Raw genomic sequence first — 21,584 nt, 5'->3', positions numbered from 1 at the left:
CGGTACCGGCACGCCTTACTTCACGCTTTCCAGGTAGGCCTTGGCGTCATCGAGAGAGTACTCGACGTTGGAGACGCCGCCCGGCTCGGTGTTGGCCAGCCCTTCTTCAAGGTCCGCCTGGTCGATCTGCAGGAAAGGCACGATCAGTTCCTTGGGAACATCCTGTCCGTCGAGGATTTGCTGCGCAACCCAAAAGGCCAGTGTCGACACGCCCGGCGCAATGGAAACGGACATGGTTTCATAGCCGTTCGCATCTTTCTGTTCCTTCCACCAGGTCAGCTCGTCATGGCGGTTGCCCATGATGATGATCGGTGTCGGCCGTCCCGCAGCCGCGAAGGCCTGGGCCGCGCCGTAGCCATCGCCGCCCTGCGTCACGACCGCGACGATTTCCGGCATGCTCGGCAGGATACCGGCAACCGCTTTCTGGGCGACCGTCTGCGTCCATTCGCCGTGCACGGAACCGGCAACGTTGAACTTGTCGTTGTTGGCGACGCCCGCCTCGATGCCCGAGTGGATTTCGTCGTCGACGAAGACACCGGCAAGGCCACGGATTTCCAGAAGCTCGCCGCCATCCGGCAACCGGCCGGACAGGTAGTCGACCTGGATCTCACCCATTTTCTTGAAGTCGACCGCAATGCGCCAGGCACAGGGTTCGGTGACAACACCATCGAACGAGACGACGACGATACCTGCATCGCAGGCTTCCTTGACCGCGCCGTTCAGCGCCGTCGGTGAAGCCGCATTGACGACGATGGCGTCATAGCCCTGCAGGATCAGGTTCTGGATCTGGGCCGCCTGTTCCGTCGCCTGGTTCTCGGCGGTGGTAAAGGCGTCGCCCGCGGCGACAGTGCCGGAGCTGACCGCCTGTTCGGCGTTCTTTCCCCAGGACTTGAGCATGGCCTGGCGCCAGCTGTTGCCGGCATAGTTGTTCGAAAGCGCGATCCGCTTGTCGGACGTGTCAGCAACAGACGGCTGCACGGCCGCGACCGTCAGGGCCAGAGCAGTGGTCGCAAGAAGTATCGATTGACGTATTCTCATGATTTCCTCCCAGTCATCAGTCCTCAATTCCGGATAGTCAGAAAGCTCTCCTCCTGGTTGCCCCACGGACACCAACATAAATCGCGTAGAGCGACGTCGTGGCCGTGATGAACAGGCGATTGTTTTTCGCACCGCCAAATGTCAGGTTGGCGACGGCTTCGGGAATGACGATGCGCCCGAGATAAGTTCCGTCCGGCGCGAAGACCTGAACACCGTTGCCGGAGCTGGTCCAGATGTTGCCGAACTCGTCCAGCCTGAAGCCGTCCGGCACGCCCGGCGAAATCTCGGCAAACACGCTCTCGCTCTCGGGGCGGCCGGAAGCGCCGAGCTCAAAGGCCATGATGTGATGCGGCCCGCCGGCAAGATGCGAGACACCCGTGTCGGAGACGTAAAGGCGACTTTCATCAAGCGAAAAAGCCAGGCCATTGGGTTTCACCATGGTCTTGATGACAGGCTCGACCTCACCCGTTTCCGGATCGAGCCGATAGACATAACAGCCGTCCTGCTCGGGTTCGGCGCGCTCGCCCTCGTAATCCGTCAGGATGCCGTAAGTCGGATCCGTGAACCATACGGACCCGTCGGATTTCACCACGACATCGTTCGGCGAGTTCAGTCGTCTGCCGCCGTATTGCGACGCCAGCACGGTCCGGGAACCGTCATGTTCGCGGCGGGTCACGGAACGGGTCAGGTGCTCGCAGCTGATCAGGCGGCCCTCGCAATCGATCGTATTGCCGTTGGCGTGGTTGGACGCCGTCGTCAGGGGGCGCGTTCCAAGGCCTTCGACCCACTGCAGAATGCGGTTGTTGGGAATGTCGGACCAGACGACGCAATCCGTTGCCGCAAAATAGGCCGGACCCTCCGCCCACAGGCAGTTTTCGTAAAGGCGCTCCAGACCGCAGATCGGGATCACAAGATCCCGCATGCGTTCGCACGCGATTTCCACCCCATCATGCAATGGACGCTGTCTCCCTGGCCCGCCGGTTTCAATGTTCTGATCCGGCGGCGATTGCTTTGTTGTTCAGGGAGCTTTCCATGCCGCCCGCACATTGTATGCTGTAGTTTCGACAAACCTCTTGCGGGAACCCGCAGCCTTTGATGCTGGTTTCAACGGCGACAAAGCGGAAATGACGCAGGAGAGAAAAACCGGAGACCGGTATCCTTGGCGCAAGAAAAAACAAGTACCGGAGCGAACGCCATTAGCACCGAGGCCATGCTGCAGCGGTTCCTGCTGATCTCACGGGCAGTGGCCGGACAACTTGATTTTCAGTCGCTGATCCAGAAGGTGTCTGAAGAGGTCGGTTACTTTCTGCCCCACGATCACATCGACGTCTGCATTCTCACCGGCGAAGGCGACATGCATGTTGCCTACGAGGCCCGCCTGCACACGGGGTGGGGGGACGCGCCCGAGCCGGTCCCGATTTCCGTCAGCCCGATCCGCAGCATTCTGCGCGGCGAGGAAGATTTCATCCTGACCGCGGACGCCCAGCTGGACGAGCGCTTCCACTTTGACGGCGCATTCAGCGATCCGATCTTCGATGCCCGCCTGCGCAGCCGCCTGCACGTGCCGCTGCAGGTGGAAGGCAAGGTGATCGGCGCGCTGTCCTATTCCTGTCATGCGCGCGACATTTATGAAGACAGCCACGTGACCATCGCCCAGTATGTCGCCGACCTGCTGTCCTCCTATATCCATGCCCTGAACCAGGGTGAGCGTGCCCGCAAGGCGGCCATCCGGCAGGCGGAAATCCATGCTCACGCGGAAGGCCTGCGCGCCGGCGCGCTGCGCCTGACGGAAGCACTCGAACTGGAAAGGCAGAGGATCGGCATGGACCTGCACGACCAGACCCTTGCCGACCTGACCCGGCTCAGCCACGAATTGCGCCGGCTCAGGCAGGCCCCGAAGATCCCGGGCGAGACACTGACCACGCTGACCGACCGGCTGGAAGGGTGTCTGCAGGAACTCAGGAGCATCATCGAAGATGCCCGGCCGAGCGTTCTGAAGCTGTTCGGCTTCGAACAGGGTATTGAAGCCCTGCTCGAACGGGCGGTCGCCTCCCAGGCAAGACCGATCTCGGTGGAGTTCGCCGACGAAACCGACGGTGCCGGCAACGCATTGCAGGAAACCCATCAGATCGCCCTCTTCCGCATCGCGCAGGAGGCGGTGAACAACGCGATCAAACATGCGGATGCCTCCCGGATCCGCGTTGTGCTTTCGCAGTCCGAGCACTTGCTGAGCCTTGCCATATCCGATGACGGCTGCGGGCTAACCGGCGACGACGGCGATCATCTCGGCGGAATCGAGAACATGCGCACGCGTGCAACCCTGATTTCGGCGCGGTTCGAAATCGAACCTTGCGCCGACCTGTCGGGAACGCGTGTCCGCGTGTCCCTTCCGCTCGGCGATCAGACCACATTCCCCTTGCCAGAACAAAATCAGACCAATGCGTATCTTGATAGTTGAAGACGATGTCCTGCACCGCTCCTTCCTCCGGGAGGTCGTGGAACGGGAACTGCCGGACGTGACGGAACTGACCGAAGCGCAGAACGGGGACGAGGGCATCGCGCTTGCCGCCAAGCACCGCCCGGATGCGATCGTCATGGATCTGCAGATGCCGAACAGGACCGGTGTTGAAGCAGCGCGAGCGATCTGGCGCCAGGAGCCCGAGACACGCATCCTGTTCTGGTCCAACTATGCAGACGAGGCATACGTCCGGGGGATATCCCGGATCGTTCCGCCCGGCGCGTCCTACGGCTATATCCTGAAATCCGCCTCCGAAGACCGCCTGAAACTGGCCCTGCAAGGCGTTTTCGTGGAAGAGCAGTGCATCATCGACAGGACGGTGCGCGGCGTTCAGCAGCGGGCCGACGACCGGCTGCAGGGACTCACCGATGCCGAATACGAGGTCCTGATCGACATCGCCCTCGGACTGACGGACAGGACGATTTCCAGGCGGCGCGGCATTTCACTGCGCAGCGTGCAAAGCCGGTTGCAGGCGCTTTACGAAAAGCTCGGGCTCGATCAGGATACCGACCGCGATCCGGACGGGGCTGCGATCTACAACAGCCGCTCGCGCGCCGTCAGCATCGCGTTCTTGCGGCGGCTCGTGAACGGCAAGGCAATCGAGGCCGCCGAACTCGACTACCAGACCTGGGCGGAAGCAACCAGCAAGACGACAGTCCCAAACTGAAGCTCAGCACCATCTCGAAGGCTTTGTCGCCAGGAAACGGATCGGAAACTTGCCTTGCTTTCAGGCTTAGGGCGCCTGTCGGAGTTGAGGTGCCTTGCAAGCTGCATCGATACCCCCACCCCTGACCCCTCCCCCACCAGGGGGAGGGGAATTCCGTTCCACCGACAAGTCATGCTGTAATCAATAATGAGCCTGATCGACGGATCTGCCAGTCACGTCCTGTGCGGACTCGTTCCCCTCTCCCGGATGGGGGAGGGGTCAGGGGTGGGGGGCAACAGGGCCATCAACCAGGACCGTCACTCGTTTGCGACAACCTCCACCTCACTCGAGCATATCGGCGACCGCATATTTTTCCAGCTTCTCCGGGTCCACCCCAACGCCGAGTCCCTTGCCCTTCGGAACATGGACACGCCCGTTCCTGACCGGGAACGGTTCGGTCAGGATATCTTCCTCGGCGTAGTAGGTCGCCATGTAGAATTCGCACTGAAGGATCAGGTCCGGCACGGCCGCCATGAGATGCGCTCCGGCGGTGTGCGCCAGGCCGGTCTCGAACATGCAGCCGCCGTATACCTCGATCCCGGCGGCGCGGGCAATCGCCGCGACCTCGAGCGCGCGGCGGATGCCGCCTGACTTCATGATCTTGAGCGAGAAGATATCGGCCATGCGGATTTGCGCCGCGTAAAGCGCACCCTTGGGGTCGAAGACACTCTCATCGGCCATGATCGGTGCGTCGATCACCTGCGCGATATGCGCCATGACCTCGCGCTCGTGCATCCTGACCGGCTGTTCCACGAAGGTCGGGCGGAAGGCCTCCAGGTCACGCACCCGCCGCACGGCATCATAGGCCGGCAGGCCCTGATTGTAGTCGATGCGGATATCGGCCTCCTCGCCGTAGATCTCGCGCATCTTTTCCAGGCGCATGAGGTCGAAACGATGGTCCGAAAACCCGGTCTTGAACTTGAAGATCCGGACACCGTCCGCCCACATCGCGGCAACGTCTTCCAGATCCTTGTCAAAGTCGGGATTTGCGATGGAAAAACTCATGCCCATATGGTCGCGCTGTCTGCCGCCGACGAGTTCTGCGACCGAAAGCCCGGAAATCTGGCCGGTGATGTCCAGCAGCGCCATTTCGAGGGCCGCCTTGGCTTCGGGATGCCCGACGATGATCTTGTCCGCCGTCGACATGAGCTTCTCGACCTGCACGGGATCCTGGCCGACCAGGTGGGGCCGTAAATGCACATGAAGGGCCGCGGCGCACCCCTCAGCCGTGCCGGTGAAGACCGGCCAGGGCGAGGCTTCGCCCCAGCCGGTGAGGCCGGTGTCGGTCCTCATTTCCAGGATCGCAACGTTGATCCCGGCAACGTCGCCGCTGCCATGCGAGTGGACAGCCTTCGCCGGAATGCTGATGCGGTGAACCCGGATGTGTTCGATCTTGTGGTCGCTCACGCACGCCTCCGAGCAGAATTGGAAAGGGTCGACGGGGACAGAATTATTCGGGCCGGACGACCAGAACGCAGCAGGACGCGAACCGCGACACGCGCGCCGCGTTCGGTCCGATGAAGAGATCCTTCACGCTCGGCCGGTTCGCGCCGATGACAATGAACCGGGCAGAGAGCTTGTCCGCATGTTCGATCAGTTTTTCATAGACGACGCCGCGCAGGACTTCCGTCGTGCAGGATACGGACTTCCAGTCAAACCCGGCCGCATAATCTGCCAGATCCTTGCGGGCATCCGTTTCCACCTGGTCGCGCATGTCGTCGGGGATATAGGCCTGGACGTAGGTATTCTGCTGATCCGGGATCACGAAAACCAGTTCGACCCCGGCATCGTGGCTTTGCGCCAGCATGATGGCTTCCCGGACAACACACGCATCGGCTTCCCTGTGGTGCAGGTCCACGGCGGCAATGATCTTGACGTTTGCCATGACGACTTCCTCCTGGAAGGTATTCCTGTTGGTGCCGGAGACAGCGCTCAGCCGTCTCCGGCAAGTGTCATCCTCGGGGACCGCGCATGTTGTCCGGCAGGAAGGTGGCCAGCTCGGGGACAAAGATCATCACGAAGACCATGAGCACCATGATCAGGAACAGGGGGATCGCGGTCTTTGCGATGTAGCCCATTTCGTGATTGGTGATCCCCTGCATGACGAACAGGTTAAAGCCGATCGGAGGCGTGATCTGCGCCATTTCGACCACGATCACGATGAAGATGCCGAACCAGATCAGATCTATTCCTGCGCCGATGACCATTTCCTGAACGATCGCCATCGTCAGAACGACGGACGAAATGCCGTCGAGAAACATGCCGAGCACGATGTAGAACAGCATCAGCGCCATCAGCAGCGAGAACTGCGACAGCTGCAGGCTCTCGATGAATTCCGCCAGGGCCCGCGGCAGTCCGGTGAAGCCCATGGCGAGCGTCAGGGCCGTCGCCCCCATCAGGATCAGCGCGATCATCGCAGATGTCTTGGTGGCTCCGAGCAGGCTGTCGATAAAGGTCTTCCTGTTGAGCGAGCCTTGCGCCGCCGCCAGGATGAATGCCCCGATAACACCGATGGAGGCCGCTTCGGTTGCCGTTGCCCAGCCGCCATACATGGAGCCGATGACAACCAGGATGAGCAGGATGATCGGGATCAGAAACCGGCTTTCGCGCAGCTTTTCGGAAAAACTCATGCGATTGGCAATCTTCGGCACTTCACTCGGCCGCAGAAACGACCAGCCCGCCACATAGGCCATGAACATGCCTGCGAGCACGATCCCCGGCAGGATGCCGGCCATGAACAACTTGGAAATCGATTGCTCGACGGCGACGCCGTAGACAATCAGCGTCAGCGACGGGGGGATCATCAGACCAAGTGTTGCCGCGCCGGTCAGCGTTCCGATCGTCATGTATTCGGGATAACCGCGCTTGCGCAGTTCGGGAATGGACATCTTGCCCACTGTGGTCAGCGTTGCCGCGGACGAGCCGGAAACGGCGGCAAAGATTGTGCAGCCGACGATGTTGACATGGACGAGGCCGCCCGGAAGGCGCTGCATCCACGGACTGAGGCCGCGGAACATGTCCTGCGACAATCGGCTTCGGAACAGGATCTCGCCCATCCATATGAACAGTGGCAGCGCTGTCAGGGTCCAGCTGGACGAGCCGGTCCAGATGCGCGTCAGCATGGCGTCGCCGGCCGGGCGCGAGGTGAACATCTCCAGCCCGAGATAGGCAACGCCGAAAAGGGCGAGCCCGACCCAGACACCGGTTCCCAGAAGCAGGAACAGGACGAACAGGAAAATGAGAACGAGGTAGATCTCTTCCATGTCTTATTCCCCCTGCGCTTTCTCGCCGGGGGCATGGATATTGTCCCGGCCCGTGAACAGCGTCGTCAGAAGATTGTCGAATGCGCAGATGGCAAGAAGCACGGTCCCGATCGCCATGGACATCTGCGGTATCCAGATCGGCCAGGCATCATGCCCCTGGCTGATTTCGTTGAAGCGGTAGCTTTCGTAGGTGAACTTGATGGCATAGCGCGCAAACAGGTAGGTCAGGTAACTGGCAATTGCCCAGCACCAGATCTCGCCGAACTTGCGGTAACGACCGAGCGCGGTCAGCAACAGGCTGACGCGAATGTGGCTGCCGCTGTTCAATGCATAAGGCAAGGCCAGGAAGGATGCCGCCGCCATACAGTAACCCGTGAAGTCGGGCGCGCCGGTGATGATCCCGCCACCCCACCTTGCGACCATCTGCGAGGCCACGAAGAAAAGGATCAGGATCAGAAAAACCGCCGCCAGATATCCGGCGAATTTGTAGAGCGCATCAAGACCGGTGCGCAAAAGCTTGAAAACAGCCACCGCCATCCCCCTTCATAGGCAAGTGTGCCCGGCGATGATCGCCGGGCAGATGTTGTCATGCGGGTAGACTACTGTTTTGCCTTGAATGCATCGACGATGGCCTTGCCCTGATCGCCGGCGGTCTCGAGCCATTCTCCCGTCATGGTCTCGCCGATGGCGCGAAGCTCTTCCGCCATGGTGTCGCTCACGCGGCCGGTGGTCATGCCGTTCTTGCCGAGCTCGTTGACCGTGAACTCGTTGTACTGGATGGACCGCCAGTCACCTGCATATTCCGCCATCGCCGCACAGCCGCTGATAACGTTCTTGGTGGTGTCGTCCAGCGCGTTCCAGCTGTCCATGTTGACCATGACATAGTTGCGCGGCAGCCAGGCATCGGCGGCGTAATAGTGCGACAGGCTTTCCCAGATCTTGCGGTCGTAACCGGTAGACCCGGAAGACACCATGCCCTGGGCCACGCCGGTGGCAAAGGCCTGGCTGATTTCGGCAGCCTCGATCTGGACCGGCTGCATGCCGGCAAGTTCCGCCATCCGTGCACTTGCGTTGTTGTAGGTCCGGAACTTCAGGCCCTTGACGTCTTCCAGGGAGTTCACTTCACGGTCGAAGTAAAGACCCTGCGCCGGCCACGGCACGGAATAAAGCAGGTGCAGGTTCTGCTCCTTGAGAATCTCGGTCAGGGGCTCTTTGGCCACTTCCCAGAGCTTTTCGGAATCTTCGAACGACGTTGCGAGGAACGGCACGGAATCGAACCCGAAGATCGCATTCTCGTTCTGGTGGCCCGACAGCAGCCGCTCACCGATCGGAACCTGTCCTGTCTGGATCGCACGCTTGATCTCGGCACCCGAATAAAGGGAACCGCCCGGATGCGTCTTGATTTCCAGCGCGCCGCCGGTGCCGAGTGTCACGCATTCGGCAAATTTCTCACCGGTTGCCGAGTGGAAGTTGGTCGCCGCATACGCCATGGGCATGTCCCATGTTTCCGCGGAAACGGTGCCTGCCGCCAATGTGGAAACGGCGACGCCGGCCATAAGGATTTTCGTTATTCCGGACATGGAGAACCTCCTCGTTATTGTGTCCCCTCATGCCCCGCTTGTGCGGGACACGCTGCTCTCATATCGCCGGCTCAGAACCGTTGCGGATCATAGGCCGACAGGTCAATGTTCTGACGGTCTCCAGAGATGAGACCCGCCAGAATGCGCCCGGTCTTGGGACCGGCCGTGAGGCCGACGTGATGGTGCCCAAAGCCGGCAAAGACGCCAGATGCCCCGATTTCTCCGATCAGTGGCAAACTGTCGGAAGGAGCCGGGCGATGACCAAGCCAGCTCTCTTCCTTTTCGAACGTCAATTTCGGAAATGTCTGCGCAACCGTCCTGCGCAGCAGGTCAAGCGGTGCCTTGGAAGGCCCTGCCTCCAGTCCGCCGAATTCAACAACGCCGGCACATCTCAGCCCGGCTTTCATCGGTGTCGCGACAAACTTGCCTGTGGTGACCATCATGGGGGTCGCCGGGCCGTTTTCGGCAGCCTGCAACACGATGTGGTAACCGCGCTCGGATTCCAGCGGCACGGCAAGACCGAGCTTCTTTGCCAGGGAACCGGACCAGACCCCGGTCGCCAGAACCACTTGGGTGCAATCGATGTCGTCGCCGTCGGTGATGACCTGCGTGACCCGGCCATCGGTGAAGGTGAAATCCTTCACCTCGGCCTGGACGAACGCTGCGCCCAGTTTCGCGGCTTCCTCCGCAAGCGCTGCAACATAGCGGCCCGGATCGCGGACAAAGCCGTGATCGTGCATGACCGCCAGCAGTTTCATGTCCGCCGACAGGTTCGGTTCATAGTCACGAACCGCATCGCCTTCGAGAATGTCCGGCTCGAAACCGGCCATCCGCCGGATCATCCAGGTATATTCATCCGCCTCGAACGCGGCGCGCGAGGGATAGACGAAACTGTAGTCGGAATGGACCAGCCAGTCTTCGGCACCCGTTCCCCTGGCCAGCGCGTCGTGCTGCGACGGGGAATCGTAAAGGATCGGCGCAAGGCCTTCGGAAATGCGGCGCGTGTCCTTGTCATTGGCATGCGACAGATATTTCAGCAGCCAGGGCGTCAGTTTCGGCAGATAGGACCAGCGCAGGAACAGCGGGAAGTCCGGATTGAGGAGCATCTTCGGACTTTTGCGCACCAGACCCGGCGCGGTCACGGGCGCAACGGAACAGGCCGCGAGAACCCCCGCATTGCCGTAAGAGGTCGAAGCAGATGTTCCCGCTTTAACGCGATCGACGATCGTGACGTCGATACCGGCCCGGCGCAGCCAGATTGCCGTTGAAACGCCGACAACGCCGGCACCGATCACAACGACATGGGGAGACACAGCCGGGCCCATCGCTCACCCCATCCAGCGCCGCACCGGGGCGGCGGCTTCTTCGAGTGGCTGACAGATCACGTCGACAAGCGTCGGCCCGTCATGCGCCATGGCCTCGCGCATGACGCCATCCAGATCTTCGGCCTTCTCAACCTTCCAGGTCTTCAGGCCGAATGCGGCAGCAACCGCGGCCTGGTCGGTCCGATTGAAATCGACATTGTAGTAGCGCCTGTCGCAGTCGGCATACTGGCTCGCCTTGATCCAGCCAAAGGCGGAGTTGGAAAAGACGACATAGGTGATCGGCGCGGCGGATCTCACGACCGTTTCCAGTTCACCGCAGGCGAACGCGAAAGACCCGTCCCCCATCATGGCGACAACCTTCCTGTCCGGCTGCCCGTACCATGCCCCGAGAGCAGCCGACAGCGAATAGCCCAACGCGCCGTGCGCACGGTTGGTGATGTACTGACGTCCAGCATGCTGTTGCTGCGAATAGGCATTGTAATAGGGGCAGCTTGTTCCAGGATCCGAAACCACGATCGCATCATGAGGAAGGGTTTTGTTCAAGGTGTCAATGATTTGTTCGGGAATGATCAGGTCCGTGTCGCTTTCGGCCAGTGCCTGGAACTTCGCGAATTTGCGGGCCTTGATATCGGCGACCTTTGCGGCACCGCCGAAGGACGGCAACACGCCTTCGCGGGTGTCGAGACAGGCGTTGACCGCCTCCAGAGCCAGCTTCAGGTCCGCGACCACGCCGACCTCGGTCGGATAGTTCGCACCGATCGTCATGGGGTCACTGTCGAAATGCACAATGCGCTGGCCGGGCTTGGGCGCTTCCCAGCGCGAGGTCGTGGTGGACCCGGCGCGGCACCCCATGAAGATCACGAGGTCGGCTGCTTCCATCATTTCCCAGGTTTCGTCGGTTCCGCCGTTCGACCCGACCACGCCAAGCGAGAGCGGGTGCGTGTCGGCAAGTGACCCCTTGCCCGAGATGGAGGTTGCGACCGCGAGATCCAGCCGGCTGGCAATCCGGTCGAGCTCATCCATTGCCCCGGCGATCACGACGCCGCCGCCACAGACGATCAGGGGCGACTCCGCCGTCAGGATTGCCTCGACCGCCGCCTCCGCGGCACCGGGTTCCGGCGCGGCGCGATAGGATGGAAACGATTTGAGTTTCGGGTCCGCCCAGATGTCATCGGCGGGAACCGGATCATATTGAATGTCATAGGGCAGGCCGAGATGCGACGAGCCCGGACGGCCTGTCGTCATGGCGCGGAAGGCCTGACGCACCATGCGTGGTATGTGATCGGCACGCCTGATGACCGTGTTGAACTTGGTAAGGGGCCGCATCAGCGCTTCCTGATCGACCTCCGTCAGGGGATACTTGCCGTAGGACCCGACCGATATGTCGGTCGTAATCGACAGCACAGCGTAGGAGCTCTCGTTGGCCTCGATCAGGCCCGGCAGGATGTAGGTTGCACCGCCGCCTGACGGGCCCTCGCACACGCCGACGCGCCCGGTGACGCGCGCATAGGCGTCGGCCATATAGGCCGCGCTGCGCTCATCGCGCGTCAGGACATGGGTGATGCCGTGGTCAAGATTGTGCATGGCGTCGTAGAAGGGCAGCGTGGTGTCGCCGCAAAGCCCGAAGATATGGCGCACACCGTGGGCCTCCAGAGACCGCACCATCGCCTCGGCACCGTTCATTGTGTTTCGCACCATATCCCCCGACAAGACGCATGCCACGCAGGCAAATTCAGCTGCACTCAATATTGTATACAGCTCTGTAGGCAAATGTGAAGGCGCAAATGTTCACAAAGCGCGGTTTTTGATCTATCAGGGAGCAGACGAACAGACTGTGCACGGCGGGACCACAATGACAAAGCGCCTCAGCAGCGTTGACCGCGTCTACGAGACGCTGCGCGACATGGCGATCAATTTCGACTTCAAACCGGGCGAGCGCATCAATGAATCCGCCCTGACCACCAGGCTTGGCGCCAGCCGAACGCCGCTGCGCGAAGCCCTGAACCGGCTCGTCGCGGAAGGTTTCCTGACGCTTGCGAAGGGACAGGGCTTCTTCTGCCGCCCGCTGGAACCGGCCAAGGTGCTGGAGCTTTATCAGGCGCGCTGCGCCATCGAGACAGAAGGCATCATCCGGGGGATCGAAAACGCCGGTGACGACGAGATCCAGGCCCTTTGCGACTATCTCGACGATTTCGAGAAGACCTATTTCACCTCGACGGATCTCACCGAAGTGCTGCAGCAGGACGAAGAGTTTCATCTCCGCCTTGCCGCGCTGTCCGGCAACGGCGAACTGGTCAGGCTGCTCAGCAACCTGAATGAACGGATACGTTACGTCCGCCTGATCAATTTCCGCCAGATCCGCGAACAGATGGAAGATGGAGCGCACGAGGATCCGTCCCTGCCCGCGCACCGCAAGATCGTCGACGCGGTGAAAAACAGGGACACGGACACCGCGGTGACGGCCCTGCGCAGCCACATCGAACGGCGCAGCGAGGAAACCATCGAACTGGTCCGCCTCGCCTATTCGCAGCTTTACGTGCCAAGCATTTGAAGCGGCGCATGTCTGCCGTTTTCACCCGGCCTAAAGTCTCTGCTCACCCCCAGCGCGGGTCGTCCAGTTCTTCCGGAAACCTTGCAGGCGCAAGGCTCTGCTGGAACCAGAGCACGTAGTTGTAGATTGAATAGACAGGCAGACCCGTAAGCCTGCGGATATCGGCCGCGTAGGGCACCATGTTGGTGCATTCCAGGACGATCGCGCCGATGCCCTCATGTTGCGAAACCAGTTCCCGGGCCGCATCACGCATGTCCTCCCGGCAAGCGGCAAAGTCGATCTCGGGCGCATCGCCGAGAATATTCCGGGTGAACACCCGTCCGCCTTCGGTCCCGACAACAGGTGTGTCCAGCGGCACATTTGCAGCGTTCAGATGGTCGGGGGTCAGCGTTTCACTCGAGATGGTCAGGATGCCGACCCGTTTTCCGGGGGCGAGCGTCGACTGGACCATGGGAACCTGCATCAGCGAAGACGTTGCCAGGGGCACGTCGATTTCCCGGGCGAGTTGATCCTGCAGGATCGACAGGAAGCCGCAATTCGTCGTGATGCCGTCGCAACCGCTGGCAACAAGATCCCTTGCCGCTGCAATGAAGACATCGAGAAGCGGGCGCGCGTCGCACCTGACCACGAGATCGGGCGACGCACCACGGACAACCCGGTACTGAACCGGGAACGGCCAGGTCAGAGCATTGCCCATGTCCCCCGGAATGCGCGGAAAGCGTGTTTCCAACATCAGTATTCCGACATTTGCTCCATAGACGGTCTTGCCGCCGCGCTGAGGTGTCAACGGGTCATCCTTCCCACTCCGTGAACCGTAGATCCAAAATATACAAATTTGAACGCAGACCTGTATACAGAAATATCAGTCTCTGGAAAATTTCCCGGCATTCCCCGACCGGTCAACGCCCGAAAGACCGGTGCCGGGGCGCGCGGAAGACGATCAGTCCCCTTCGGCCAGATCCTGCAGGGCATCGCGGTTGTCGATGATCAGCCAGCCGTCGCGCAGCGTGACCAGCTCCGCCTTCTGCCATCTCCTGAGGCAACGGTTGACGTTCTCGCGGGTGTTGCCGATCATGCCCGCCAGTTCCGACTGGGACTGGGAGAGTTTCTTCAACGGTTTTTCCGGCGATCCCGGCGCGGCCTCGGTCAACCGGATGACGAGCCGGGCCAGGCGGGCGGGCAGATCCAGAAACGCGATCTCGATCATGCGTTCGTCGGAACGGCGCACCCGCTGGCACAGCAGTTCGATCAGATGGATGGAAAGGTCCGGATTGCGGCTGAGCACATCCAGCAGGGATCTTCTTTCCAGAACGATCAGCGCGCAATTCGTGAGCGCCTTGACGCTGGCCGAACGTTCGCCGCCATCCAGCAAGGCAATTTCCCCGAAAACATCACCGGCCTGCAGGTCGTTCAGCGTGATTTCGCGCGCACTCGGCGTCAGCATGCTGACACGGACCGAGCCTTCGGCAATCGCCATCATGCTCTGGCCCGGATCGCCCATGGAGAAGATCACGTCTCCCGACCGGAAGCGTTTCACATAGGCGAATGCCGCAAGTTCGTGGCGCGCCTGGTCATCGAGCGCGTCGAACACGAAACTCTTGCCGAGCAGCTTCTCCTTGTCGAATTCGCGATCGGCTTCCATGTTCTAACCTCTTTCTGCCTATATTTGACGCAATTGGCTTCTTACAACTTTAAGCACGGTCTGCTACCGACATGCAGGTATGCTACCAATTGAGCCCGTTTGAAAAGCACTTTCCGAAGAGGTGACAATGAGAAACTTCGTTCTGCCAGCGTTGCTCTCGCTCCTGGTCATCGTGTTGCCTCGCGTAACGGCGGCGCAGACGCTTGCGGGATGCACCGCGACCGACCTCACAGACCCGCCCCGGATCGCCTATCAATGCCCGGGCGGTCTGGTCATCGAAGCGGAAGCCGCGGCGGCGCTCGGCATCGTGACGGCCGCGCCCGACGGCCGGCCCACCGATGTCGAGGTGTCCTCGGACGCGGTCCTGATCGAAATGGAACCGGGCAGCGGCCCGTTCCAGATCCGCACGCCGCACGCGATCGCCGCCGTTCGCGGCACGGAATACGCCGTTGACGTGGAAGACGGCAAGACGGCGGTCTTCGTCGCCGAGGGCGAGGTGGCGGTCTCCAGGCCCGATGGCAGCGACACGGTCGTTCTCGGTCCCGGGTTCGGGGTCGACGTTACCCCGGGCGAGCCTCTGGTGGTGCGCGAATGGGGCGCTCAGCGCGTCACGAGCCTGTTGAACCGCTTCGGGCGATGACATCTGCGCTGCCGCGCTGGGTTGCTGCTCTCGCGCTGCTTTCGGGCCTGGTCTGGGCGGCGTTGCTCTGCCAGCAGCATCTTGCCGGCACGGCGAGCGTCATCGACCGTTTCGAGACCGTGCTGCTTGATCTGCGAATCACGCTTGCCGGTGAACGGCCCGCCCCGGAGAATATCACCATCGTCGCCATCGACGACCGGACCGTGTCGGAGGTCGGAACCTATCCCCTCGACCGGAAAACGCTGGCAGAACTGGTGACCGGGATCCGCGAGGCCGGCGCGGCCGCAATCGCCATCGACATTCTCCTGTCAGGAGAATCGACGGAAACGGATGACGCTGCGCTTGCGGCAACGCTTGAGAGCCTCCCGGCAGTGATTGCCGCCGCTGCACGGGTCGCCGATGCACAGCAGACGGCAAGTGCGGTTCCCGTCGTTCGCGAAGCGCTGGCTCCCGACCCACGGTTCGCGGAAACCGCCACCGTGGGACTGGTGAACATCGTGACAGATGACGGCGGCACGCCCCGGCACATCCCTCTCCTGTTCCTGTCCGGATCGGGCCTGCAACCGTCCTTCGGCCTCAAGGCGCTGGAACTCGCTTCGGGGCGGACGCCAAGCCTTACCGAAGAGGGTGTCCGCATTGGCGACCGCGTCCAGCCGCTCGATCTGGGATGGCATCTCGCCCTCAATTATTACGGCCCGGCCGAAACCGTCGACACGATCAGCGCGGCGCGCCTGCTTGACGGCGACCCGGTCGATCTGCACGGCCGTCTTGCCGTTCTCGGTGTCACGGCAACGGCCGTTGGCGACCGGTTCGCCACCCCCTTCGATCCGGTCATGCCCGGCGTCGAGATACAGGCAACGGGCATCGCCAATCTTCTCGACGGATCGGCGCTCCTGCGCACTGGCGCAATCCGCCTCACCGACGCTGCAGCTGCCCTGACAATCACGCTTCTGGGGCTCGCCGCCATTGCCTTTCTGCCGCTCGCGCCAGCCGTCTTTTTCTACATCGCCCTGCTCGCCGGCTGGCTCGCGCTCACGATGATCCTGTTCGGGCAAGGGCAATGGCTGAATGCGGCGCTTCCCTTTGCCGCGAGCCTGCCGCCGGTCATCGCCCTGCTTTTGTCACGACAGGTTTTCGAACGTCTCCGTTCCCAGAAGCTGGCACGTGCCAGCGCCGCTCTGAGCCGGTTCCAGTCGCCAAAACTGGCCGGCCGAGTTGCCGAAGACCCTACTTTTCTTGCCGTCCCGAAAGAGCAGGACGCCGCGATGCTGTTTGTCGATCTTTCAGGGTACACCGGGCTCAGCGAAGAGCTCGGTCCCGTCAGAACCCGGGACTTCCTGAAGGAGTTTCACACCATCGTCGTGGACGTCGTCAGCCAGTATGACGGCGTGGTGCTCGACTTTATGGGCGATGGCGCCATGCTCGGTTTCGGCATTCCGGATGCCTCGGCAGAAGATCCTGCGAACGCTGCCGGCTGCTGCTTCGAGCTGGAGCGCCGTGTCAGCCAGTGGATCGCGGATGCAGGGATGGCTGGGCGTATCAGCCGCGTGCGGGTGGGCGCGCATGTCGGAGAGGTCGTCCTGTCACGCCTTGGCCATGACAGTCAGCAGCAGATCGCGGCAACCGGCGACTGTGTCAACGTGGCCGCCCGCCTGCTGGAAGTCGCCAAGGACCACGACGCGTCGGTCGTGCTTTCCTCCGACCTGATGCGCGCCACCTCGGCGATGACCGAATTGGATTATTCGCCACCGCGCCAGGCGACGGTTGCGATCCGCGGACGGCAACAGGAACTGACCGTCGGCCTGTGGCGATCTGGCGAGATCCCGCCCGGCTTCGTTGCGCCCGGTGGAACCGGATGAACGGACGGGCCGTTTATCATGCAGGGCAAGAACAGGTGGCGGCCGGCACTCCAATGTGCCGGCCGCCCACGCGCTTCCTCGGTGCAGTCTCAAGGGCTAGGGTCAGGACCCATTAATTTGGTTTAATTGGCGCAGCAAACGGCGATGAGCTGCGAGGAAAAGCGCGACAAGCGGGCTTCCTGCCCGGTTGAGCGGTTTGACGAAGCAGATCGAAGCCGTTTTTGCGTCCCGCAGGGATAGGGTGAATTTGCCCGGCAACGTCGTTGCAAATCTTTGGAAACCGGACGGTTTCCTGCAGATTTTCGCCTCGTATCCGAACAAATTCATCCCTACCAATTCATCCAAATGAATGGATCCTGACCCTAAAGTATCTTGTAAAGTGTCTTGTCTCTTTTAATCATGTGGTGAAACAGAACTGCACCGATGTGAAGCGCGAACAGGGTGAACAGGATCCAGGCGCTCCATTCGTGAATGGCGGACAGTGTCCAGGCGATGTCGGGGCTCTTGCCGATGGGGCTCCAGACCTGAACGATCCCGAACCAGTTCAGCGGAAACCCGTGTGCATTGGTCGCCAGGAAACCGGACACCGGCATGATGATCAGGAACGCATAGAGAAGCCCGTGAACAGTGGCTGCGGCGATGCGCTCGATGGCCGGGCCTTCGTGAGGCGGGGCCCTGGAAACAAGCTTGTTGCCGACCCGCAGAAGCATCAGCCAGAGAATCACGAAGCCGAAGCTTTCATGGAGCAGGTAAAAGCTGGAGACGACGTCCTTTTTCGCAAAGCCGATCATGAGCCCAAGTGGCCAGGTCAAAAGCACGAGCACGGCCACGGCCCAATGAAGCAATCGGGCAGCTGACCCGTAACGGGGCGTTGAAATGGTCAAGTCCCCCGGTTGGACCGATTGGTCGTTTGCCGTCATGTGCGCTGACATCTCTCTCTCCTGTTGCCCGTATCAGGGTCCCCGGTATCCGGCCATCCTGACAGGTTTGACTGAAGATACCGTTGAACAGGTGCACGACCTGCCCTTCCGACACTTGAAAAGATAGCGGCCAGAATGCCCGTGTACCTGTGACGCACGGCACAGGGTACGCATGTGGCGCGAATTCAGGCGCGAGCGGGTTCCAAAACGAAACGGCGCCTGCAATGCAGACGCCGCATAAGGATGACGTTTTGTCTGTTTTGTCAGCCGGCTTTCTGGACGGCGCGTTTGGCCATGACGGTGACGAGGTTTGCGCGGTAGTGGGCCGAGCCGTGGATGTCGCTCAGCATGGAGCCTGAATCCACCTGGATGCCTGCGACCGCGTCCGGCGACCAGTTCGATGCCAGCGCCGCTTCCATGCCGTCGACCCGGAAGACGCCGTAGTGGCCCGCCCCGGTCACCGCCACCCGCACCGAGCCGTCCCGGTGCCTGGCCACATAGACCCCCGCCATCGCATAGCGCGAGGCCGGGTTCGGGTATTTGGCATAGGCCCCCTTCTCGATCAGCGGGAACGTCACCGACACCACGATCTCGTCCTCGTCCAGCGCCGTGTCGAACATGCCCACGAAGAAGTCTTCGGCGCTGAGCGAGCGCTTGCTCGTCACCACCGTCGCCCCCAGCGCCACAAGCGCCGCCGGATAGTCCGCGGCCGGGTCGTTGTTGGCGATCGAACCCCCGATCGTGCCCATGTGGCGCACCGCCGGATCGCCGATGCCGCCCGCAAGTCCGGCAAGGCTCGGAAGTTTGGAACGCACCAGATCAGACGCGGCAACCTCCGCATGCGTCGTCGCCGCCCCGATCGACAGGCTGCCATCGCCCTCGCAGATTCCGTTCATCTCCGCGATCTTCGTCACATCGACAAGATCGCTCGGCGACGCAAGACGCTGCTTCATCGTCGGCAGAAGCGTCTGGCCGCCGCCAAGAACCTTGCCGTCCTCAGCCTTCGACATCAGATCCGATGCCTCGGCAACCGAACCGGCGCGGTGATACGTTGTTTCATACATGACGGGTCTCCCCAAAATCTCACTGTCAGATGACCGGGCAGGCAACGCCTGCCCGAAGAACGTTTCTCTTCGACCTTATTCGGCCGCCTGCTTCTCCTGCGACTGGCACAGCTGCCACACCTTCTCAGGCGTTGCAGGCATCGTCAGGTCGTTCGACCCGATCGCATCCGTGATCGCGTTGATCACCGCCGGCGGCGACCCGATCGCTCCGGCCTCCCCGCACCCCTTCATGCCAAGCGGATTGCCCGGGCACAGCGTCTCGTGCGTCGACAGGCTGAACGAGGGAACATCGTCCGCACGCGGCATCGTGTAGTCCATGTAGGACGCCGTCAGAAGCTGGCCGCTCTCGTCATAGGCCGCGTTCTCAAGAAGCGCCTGGCCGATCCCCTGGACAAGACCCCCGTGAACCTGACCTTCCACGATCATCGGGTTGATCACCTTGCCGAAGTCATCCGCCGCAACGAAGCTCACGATCTCCGTCTTGCCCGTCTCAGGGTCGACCTCAACCTCGCACACATAGGTGCCCGCCGGGAACGTGAAGTTGGACGGGTCGTAGAACGCCCCCTCCTTCAGACCCGGCTCCATGCCCTCGGGTAGATTGTGCGCCGTATAGGCCGCAAGCGCCACTTCCGTGAACGACAGCTTCTTGTCCGTGCCCGCGACCTTCAGCTCGCCCCCCTCGATCTGGATGTCGCCTTCCGACGCCTCCATCAGATGCGCCGCGATCTTCTTCGCCTTGTCCTCGACCTTGTCCAGCGCCTTCACGATCGCAGACATGCCCACAGCCCCGGACCGCGACCCGTAGGTCCCCATCCCGAACTGAACCTTGTCCGTGTCCCCGTGAACGATCGACACCGCGTCGCTGTCAAGACCGAACCGCTCGCAGATCAGCTGCGCGAACGTCGTCTCATGGCCCTGGCCATGGCTGTGAGAGCCCGTCAGAACCTCGACCGTCCCCACAGGGTTCACCCGCACCTCGGCAGATTCCCAAAGACCGACACCGGCCCCCAGGGACCCCACCGCCGCCGACGGTGCAATCCCGCACGCCTCGATGTAGCAGGAAAGACCGATCCCCCGCAGCTTGCCCCGGGACGCAGCCTCCGCCTTGCGCGCCGCAAAGCCCGCATAGTCGGCTGCCGACAGCGCCGCATCCAGCGTCGCGTCATAATCGCCCGCGTCGTAGCACATGATCACGGGCGTCTGGTGCGGGAACTCCCGCACGAAGTTCTTGCGCCGGAAGTCCGCAGGCGAAAGACCCACCTCCCGCGCAGCCGTCTCCATGATCCGCTCAAGAAGATACGTCGCCTCCGGACGGCCCGCGCCCCGGTACGCATCCACCGGCGTCGTGTTGGTATAGACCGTCTTCACATTCGCGTGGATCGCCGGAATGTTGTACTGGCCCGACAACAGCGTCGCATAGAGATAGGTCGGAACCGAAGACGAGAACAGCGACATGTAAGCGCCCAGATTGGCAACCGTCTTCACACGAAGACCGACAATCCTGTTGTCCGCGTCAAGCGCAAGCTCCGCCTCCGACACGTGGTCGCGCCCGTGCGCATCCGTCAGGAACGCTTCCGTGCGGTCCGACACCCACTTCACGGGACGGCCAACACGCTTGGACGCCCAAAGGCACACCATCTCTTCCGGATAGATGTAGATCTTCGACCCAAAGCCGCCACCCACATCCGGCGCAATCACACGAAGCTTGTGCTCCGGCGCGACATTGTAGAACGCAGACAGCACAAGGCGCGCAACATGCGGGTTCTGCGAGGTCGTGTAGAGCGTGTGATGCTCTTCCGCATCGTCGTAGCTGGCAAGCGCTGCCCGCGGCTCCATCGGGTTCGGAACAAGACGGTTGTTGCGGATCTCCATCTTCGTCACATGCGCCGCGCCCGCAAACGCCGCATCAACCGCCGCAGCATCCCCGATCTCCCAGTCGTAGATCAGGTTGCCTTCCGCCTCAGGGTGGATCTGCGGTGCACCAGGCGCAAGCGCGGCAACACCGTCAACAACAGCCGGAAGCTCCTCATAATCGACAATAACCGCATCCGCCGCATCGCGCGCCTGCGCAGCCGTATCGGCAACAACAACCGCAACAGCCTGGCCAACATGGCGCACAACCTCGGGCTCAAGCGCCCGCCAGCCGCCCATCTTCATCGGCGTGCCGTCCTTGGAATGGATCATCCAGCCGCAGATCAGGTTGCCGATCCCGTCGCCGACAAGCTGGTCCCCCGTCAGGACCGCATCCACACCCGGCATCGCAAGCGCCGCGCTCGCATCAATCCCCGTCACCTTCGCATGCGCATGCGGCGAGCGCACAAACGCCGCGTGACCCATCCCGGGAAGAACCATGTCGTCCGTATACCGGCCCTTGCCCGTTATGAAGCGCTTGTCTTCCTTGCGAAGCGCACGTGCGCCAATCCCCTCAATCGCCATCTTCTCTCTCCCAAAACCAAAATCCGGAAACGCGCACCAGAC

General features: G+C 61.8%; 20 protein-coding genes. 5 read left to right on the top strand and 15 right to left on the bottom strand.

Going from position 1 to position 21,584, the window contains the following annotated elements; all coding sequences use genetic code 11:
• Nucleotides 1-15: 15 nt before the first annotated feature.
• Together ACO07N_RS09580 and ACO07N_RS09575 are read right to left on the bottom strand one after the other, a co-directional pair.
• The gene (locus ACO07N_RS09580; RefSeq protein WP_421980798.1) at nucleotides 16-1,038 is read right to left on the bottom strand and encodes an ABC transporter substrate-binding protein; all 1,023 of its coding nucleotides are present in this window, start codon (nucleotides 1,036-1,038) and stop codon (nucleotides 16-18) included.
• Nucleotides 1,039-1,075: 37 nt separating this feature from the next.
• Nucleotides 1,076-1,960 (bottom strand): SMP-30/gluconolactonase/LRE family protein, encoded by an 885-nt coding sequence (locus ACO07N_RS09575; protein WP_421984406.1) that lies wholly within the window; start codon nucleotides 1,958-1,960, stop codon nucleotides 1,076-1,078.
• A gap of 237 nt (nucleotides 1,961-2,197) precedes the next feature.
• Here ACO07N_RS09575 and ACO07N_RS09570 point away from each other — a divergent pair, with 237 nt between their 5' ends.
• Together ACO07N_RS09570 and ACO07N_RS09565 are read left to right on the top strand one after the other, a co-directional pair.
• Nucleotides 2,198-3,496 carry a GAF domain-containing sensor histidine kinase gene (locus tag ACO07N_RS09570; RefSeq protein ID WP_421980797.1) on the top strand — a complete coding sequence of 433 codons (1,299 nt, stop codon included), beginning with the start codon at nucleotides 2,198-2,200 and terminating at the stop codon, nucleotides 3,494-3,496.
• The gene (locus tag ACO07N_RS09565; protein ID WP_421980796.1) at nucleotides 3,477-4,223 is read left to right on the top strand and encodes a response regulator; all 747 of its coding nucleotides are present in this window, start codon (nucleotides 3,477-3,479) and stop codon (nucleotides 4,221-4,223) included. Before ACO07N_RS09570 ends, ACO07N_RS09565 begins: the two co-directional genes overlap by 20 nt.
• Nucleotides 4,224-4,544: 321 nt before the next feature.
• Here the strand turns inward: ACO07N_RS09565 and ACO07N_RS09560 are convergent, their stop codons facing one another.
• The 7 genes from ACO07N_RS09560 to ACO07N_RS09530 all read right to left on the bottom strand — a co-directional run bounded on the left by ACO07N_RS09560 (nucleotide 4,545) and on the right by ACO07N_RS09530 (nucleotide 12,113).
• Nucleotides 4,545-5,669, bottom strand: coding sequence for an enolase C-terminal domain-like protein (locus ACO07N_RS09560; RefSeq protein ID WP_421980795.1), 1,125 nt, complete (start codon nucleotides 5,667-5,669; stop codon nucleotides 4,545-4,547).
• A gap of 43 nt (nucleotides 5,670-5,712) precedes the next feature.
• On the bottom strand, nucleotides 5,713-6,147 hold the full coding sequence (locus ACO07N_RS09555; protein WP_421980794.1) for a universal stress protein: 435 nt from the start codon (nucleotides 6,145-6,147) through the stop codon (nucleotides 5,713-5,715).
• Between the two features lie 67 nt (nucleotides 6,148-6,214).
• Nucleotides 6,215-7,525, bottom strand: coding sequence for a TRAP transporter large permease (locus tag ACO07N_RS09550; RefSeq protein ID WP_421980793.1), 1,311 nt, complete (start codon nucleotides 7,523-7,525; stop codon nucleotides 6,215-6,217).
• Nucleotides 7,526-7,528: 3 nt separating this feature from the next.
• Nucleotides 7,529-8,056 carry a TRAP transporter small permease gene (locus ACO07N_RS09545; RefSeq protein WP_421980792.1) on the bottom strand — a complete coding sequence of 176 codons (528 nt, stop codon included), beginning with the start codon at nucleotides 8,054-8,056 and terminating at the stop codon, nucleotides 7,529-7,531.
• Between the two features lie 68 nt (nucleotides 8,057-8,124).
• On the bottom strand, nucleotides 8,125-9,105 hold the full coding sequence (locus ACO07N_RS09540; RefSeq protein ID WP_421980791.1) for a TRAP transporter substrate-binding protein: 981 nt from the start codon (nucleotides 9,103-9,105) through the stop codon (nucleotides 8,125-8,127).
• A gap of 71 nt (nucleotides 9,106-9,176) precedes the next feature.
• The gene (locus tag ACO07N_RS09535; protein ID WP_421980790.1) at nucleotides 9,177-10,430 is read right to left on the bottom strand and encodes an NAD(P)/FAD-dependent oxidoreductase; all 1,254 of its coding nucleotides are present in this window, start codon (nucleotides 10,428-10,430) and stop codon (nucleotides 9,177-9,179) included.
• A 3-nt stretch (nucleotides 10,431-10,433) separates the two neighbouring features.
• Nucleotides 10,434-12,113 (bottom strand): thiamine pyrophosphate-binding protein, encoded by a 1,680-nt coding sequence (locus ACO07N_RS09530; RefSeq protein ID WP_421980789.1) that lies wholly within the window; start codon nucleotides 12,111-12,113, stop codon nucleotides 10,434-10,436.
• A gap of 169 nt (nucleotides 12,114-12,282) precedes the next feature.
• On the opposite strand from ACO07N_RS09530, the gene ACO07N_RS09525 reads away from it, so the two are divergent.
• Complete coding sequence (locus ACO07N_RS09525) at nucleotides 12,283-12,981, top strand: GntR family transcriptional regulator (protein WP_421980788.1); 699 nt, start codon at nucleotides 12,283-12,285, stop codon at nucleotides 12,979-12,981.
• A gap of 43 nt (nucleotides 12,982-13,024) precedes the next feature.
• Here ACO07N_RS09525 and ACO07N_RS09520 read toward each other — a convergent pair whose 3' ends face one another.
• Entirely contained in the window at nucleotides 13,025-13,768 is a 744-nt protein-coding gene (locus tag ACO07N_RS09520) for an aspartate/glutamate racemase family protein (RefSeq protein WP_421980787.1), read from the bottom strand.
• Between the two features lie 153 nt (nucleotides 13,769-13,921).
• Nucleotides 13,922-14,623, bottom strand: a complete 702-nt coding sequence (locus tag ACO07N_RS09515; protein WP_421980786.1) for a Crp/Fnr family transcriptional regulator — start codon at nucleotides 14,621-14,623, stop codon at nucleotides 13,922-13,924.
• 127 nt (nucleotides 14,624-14,750) lie between these two features.
• Between ACO07N_RS09515 and ACO07N_RS09510 the strand changes: the two genes are divergently transcribed.
• Both ACO07N_RS09510 and ACO07N_RS09505 read left to right on the top strand, forming a co-directional pair.
• Nucleotides 14,751-15,263: a FecR domain-containing protein gene (locus ACO07N_RS09510; protein ID WP_421980785.1), complete on the top strand. Its 513-nt coding sequence runs from the start codon at nucleotides 14,751-14,753 to the stop codon at nucleotides 15,261-15,263.
• Nucleotides 15,260-17,122: a CHASE2 domain-containing protein gene (locus ACO07N_RS09505; protein ID WP_421980784.1), complete on the top strand. Its 1,863-nt coding sequence runs from the start codon at nucleotides 15,260-15,262 to the stop codon at nucleotides 17,120-17,122. Before ACO07N_RS09510 ends, ACO07N_RS09505 begins: the two co-directional genes overlap by 4 nt.
• Nucleotides 17,123-17,224: 102 nt before the next feature.
• Here ACO07N_RS09505 and ACO07N_RS09500 read toward each other — a convergent pair whose 3' ends face one another.
• The 4 genes from ACO07N_RS09500 to ACO07N_RS09485 all read right to left on the bottom strand — a co-directional run bounded on the left by ACO07N_RS09500 (nucleotide 17,225) and on the right by ACO07N_RS09485 (nucleotide 21,542).
• Nucleotides 17,225-17,467: a hypothetical protein gene (locus tag ACO07N_RS09500; protein ID WP_421980783.1), complete on the bottom strand. Its 243-nt coding sequence runs from the start codon at nucleotides 17,465-17,467 to the stop codon at nucleotides 17,225-17,227.
• A gap of 17 nt (nucleotides 17,468-17,484) precedes the next feature.
• The gene (locus ACO07N_RS09495; protein ID WP_421980782.1) at nucleotides 17,485-18,054 is read right to left on the bottom strand and encodes a cytochrome b; all 570 of its coding nucleotides are present in this window, start codon (nucleotides 18,052-18,054) and stop codon (nucleotides 17,485-17,487) included.
• Nucleotides 18,055-18,305: 251 nt separating this feature from the next.
• Nucleotides 18,306-19,106, bottom strand: coding sequence for an FAD binding domain-containing protein (locus tag ACO07N_RS09490; protein ID WP_421980781.1), 801 nt, complete (start codon nucleotides 19,104-19,106; stop codon nucleotides 18,306-18,308).
• A 75-nt stretch (nucleotides 19,107-19,181) separates the two neighbouring features.
• Nucleotides 19,182-21,542, bottom strand: a complete 2,361-nt coding sequence (locus ACO07N_RS09485) for a xanthine dehydrogenase family protein molybdopterin-binding subunit (protein ID WP_421980780.1) — start codon at nucleotides 21,540-21,542, stop codon at nucleotides 19,182-19,184.
• Between the last annotated feature and the right edge of the window lie 42 nt (nucleotides 21,543-21,584).

This window comes from Roseibium sp. (genome assembly GCF_965229775.1).
Taxonomy (GTDB): domain Bacteria; phylum Pseudomonadota; class Alphaproteobacteria; order Rhizobiales; family Stappiaceae; genus Roseibium.
This window is presented reverse-complemented; position numbering and strand designations above follow the sequence as displayed.

Coding starts and splice junctions, on each gene's coding strand:
- ACO07N_RS09580 (WP_421980798.1), bottom strand. CDS start 1,038: ATGAGAATACGTCAATCGATACTTCTTGCGACCACTGCTCTGGCCCTG.
- ACO07N_RS09575 (WP_421984406.1), bottom strand. CDS start 1,960: ATGCGGGATCTTGTGATCCCGATCTGCGGTCTGGAGCGCCTTTACGAA.
- ACO07N_RS09565 (WP_421980796.1), top strand. CDS start 3,477: ATGCGTATCTTGATAGTTGAAGACGATGTCCTGCACCGCTCCTTCCTC.
- ACO07N_RS09555 (WP_421980794.1), bottom strand. CDS start 6,147: ATGGCAAACGTCAAGATCATTGCCGCCGTGGACCTGCACCACAGGGAA.
- ACO07N_RS09550 (WP_421980793.1), bottom strand. CDS start 7,525: ATGGAAGAGATCTACCTCGTTCTCATTTTCCTGTTCGTCCTGTTCCTG.
- ACO07N_RS09540 (WP_421980791.1), bottom strand. CDS start 9,105: ATGTCCGGAATAACGAAAATCCTTATGGCCGGCGTCGCCGTTTCCACA.
- ACO07N_RS09535 (WP_421980790.1), bottom strand. CDS start 10,430: ATGGGCCCGGCTGTGTCTCCCCATGTCGTTGTGATCGGTGCCGGCGTT.
- ACO07N_RS09530 (WP_421980789.1), bottom strand. CDS start 12,113: ATGAACGGTGCCGAGGCGATGGTGCGGTCTCTGGAGGCCCACGGTGTG.
- ACO07N_RS09525 (WP_421980788.1), top strand. CDS start 12,283: ATGACAAAGCGCCTCAGCAGCGTTGACCGCGTCTACGAGACGCTGCGC.
- ACO07N_RS09515 (WP_421980786.1), bottom strand. CDS start 14,623: ATGGAAGCCGATCGCGAATTCGACAAGGAGAAGCTGCTCGGCAAGAGT.
- ACO07N_RS09510 (WP_421980785.1), top strand. CDS start 14,751: ATGAGAAACTTCGTTCTGCCAGCGTTGCTCTCGCTCCTGGTCATCGTG.
- ACO07N_RS09505 (WP_421980784.1), top strand. CDS start 15,260: ATGACATCTGCGCTGCCGCGCTGGGTTGCTGCTCTCGCGCTGCTTTCG.
- ACO07N_RS09495 (WP_421980782.1), bottom strand. CDS start 18,054: ATGTCAGCGCACATGACGGCAAACGACCAATCGGTCCAACCGGGGGAC.
- ACO07N_RS09490 (WP_421980781.1), bottom strand. CDS start 19,106: ATGTATGAAACAACGTATCACCGCGCCGGTTCGGTTGCCGAGGCATCG.
- ACO07N_RS09485 (WP_421980780.1), bottom strand. CDS start 21,542: ATGGCGATTGAGGGGATTGGCGCACGTGCGCTTCGCAAGGAAGACAAG.